This window comes from Streptomyces sp. NPDC053673, assembly GCF_055585225.1.
This window is the reverse complement of the sequence record NZ_JBVJKN010000084.1, coordinates 1-1,218: the sequence shown is the minus strand read 5'-3', so window position 1 is coordinate 1,218 and position 1,218 is coordinate 1. Positions and strand designations below refer to the sequence as shown.

The window sequence follows — 1,218 nt, the reverse complement described above, 5'->3', positions numbered from 1 at the left end:
TGCCTGGTGATCCAATTTTCTTGGTGAGCTGGGGGTGGCCGCAGAGACCAGCGAGAAGCGACTGTTTACTAAAAACACAGGTCCGTGCGAAGCCGTAAGGCGATGTATACGGACTGACGCCTGCCCGGTGCTGGAACGTTAAGGGGACCGGTTAGCTCCATTTCGGTGGGGCGAAGCTGAGAACTTAAGCGCCAGTAAACGGCGGTGGTAACTATAACCATCCTAAGGTAGCGAAATTCCTTGTCGGGTAAGTTCCGACCTGCACGAATGGCGTAACGACTTCTCGACTGTCTCAACCATAGGCCCGGTGAAATTGCACTACGAGTAAAGATGCTCGTTTCGCGCAGCAGGACGGAAAGACCCCGGGACCTTTACTACAGTTTGATATTGGTGTTCGGTTCGGCTTGTGTAGGATAGGTGGGAGACTGTGAAGCGGCCACGCCAGTGGTTGTGGAGTCGTCGTTGAAATACCACTCTGGTCGTGCTGGATGTCTAACCTGGGTCCGTGATCCGGATCAGGGACAGTGTCTGATGGGTAGTTTAACTGGGGCGGTTGCCTCCCAAAGGGTAACGGAGGCGCCCAAAGGTTCCCTCAGCCTGGTTGGCAATCAGGTGTTGAGTGTAAGTGCACAAGGGAGCTTGACTGTGAGACCGACGGGTCGAGCAGGGACGAAAGTCGGGACTAGTGATCCGGCGGTGGCTTGTGGAAGCGCCGTCGCTCAACGGATAAAAGGTACCCCGGGGATAACAGGCTGATCTTCCCCAAGAGTCCATATCGACGGGATGGTTTGGCACCTCGATGTCGGCTCGTCGCATCCTGGGGCTGGAGTCGGTCCCAAGGGTTGGGCTGTTCGCCCATTAAAGCGGTACGCGAGCTGGGTTTAGAACGTCGTGAGACAGTTCGGTCCCTATCCGCTGTGCGCGTAGGAATATTGAGAAGGGCTGTCCCTAGTACGAGAGGACCGGGACGGACGAACCTCTGGTGTGCCAGTTGTTCTGCCAAGGGCATGGCTGGTTGGCTACGTTCGGGAGGGATAACCGCTGAAAGCATCTAAGCGGGAAGCCTGCTTCGAGATGAGTATTCCCACCTCCTTGAGAGGGTAAGGCTCCCAGTAGACGACTGGGTTGATAGGCCGGATGTGGAAGCCAGGTAACTGGTGGAGCTGACCGGTACTAATAGGCCGAGGGCTTGTCCTCAGTTGCTCGCGTCCACTGTGT

At 56.3% G+C, this 1,218-nt stretch carries 1 rRNA gene (only partly in view); it reads left to right on the top strand.

From position 1 onward, the window contains the following. Positions 1 to 1,197 (top strand): 23S ribosomal RNA (locus ACZ6ZQ_RS38415) (it extends 1,661 nt beyond the left edge of the window). Positions 1,198 to 1,218 lie beyond the last annotated feature (21 nt).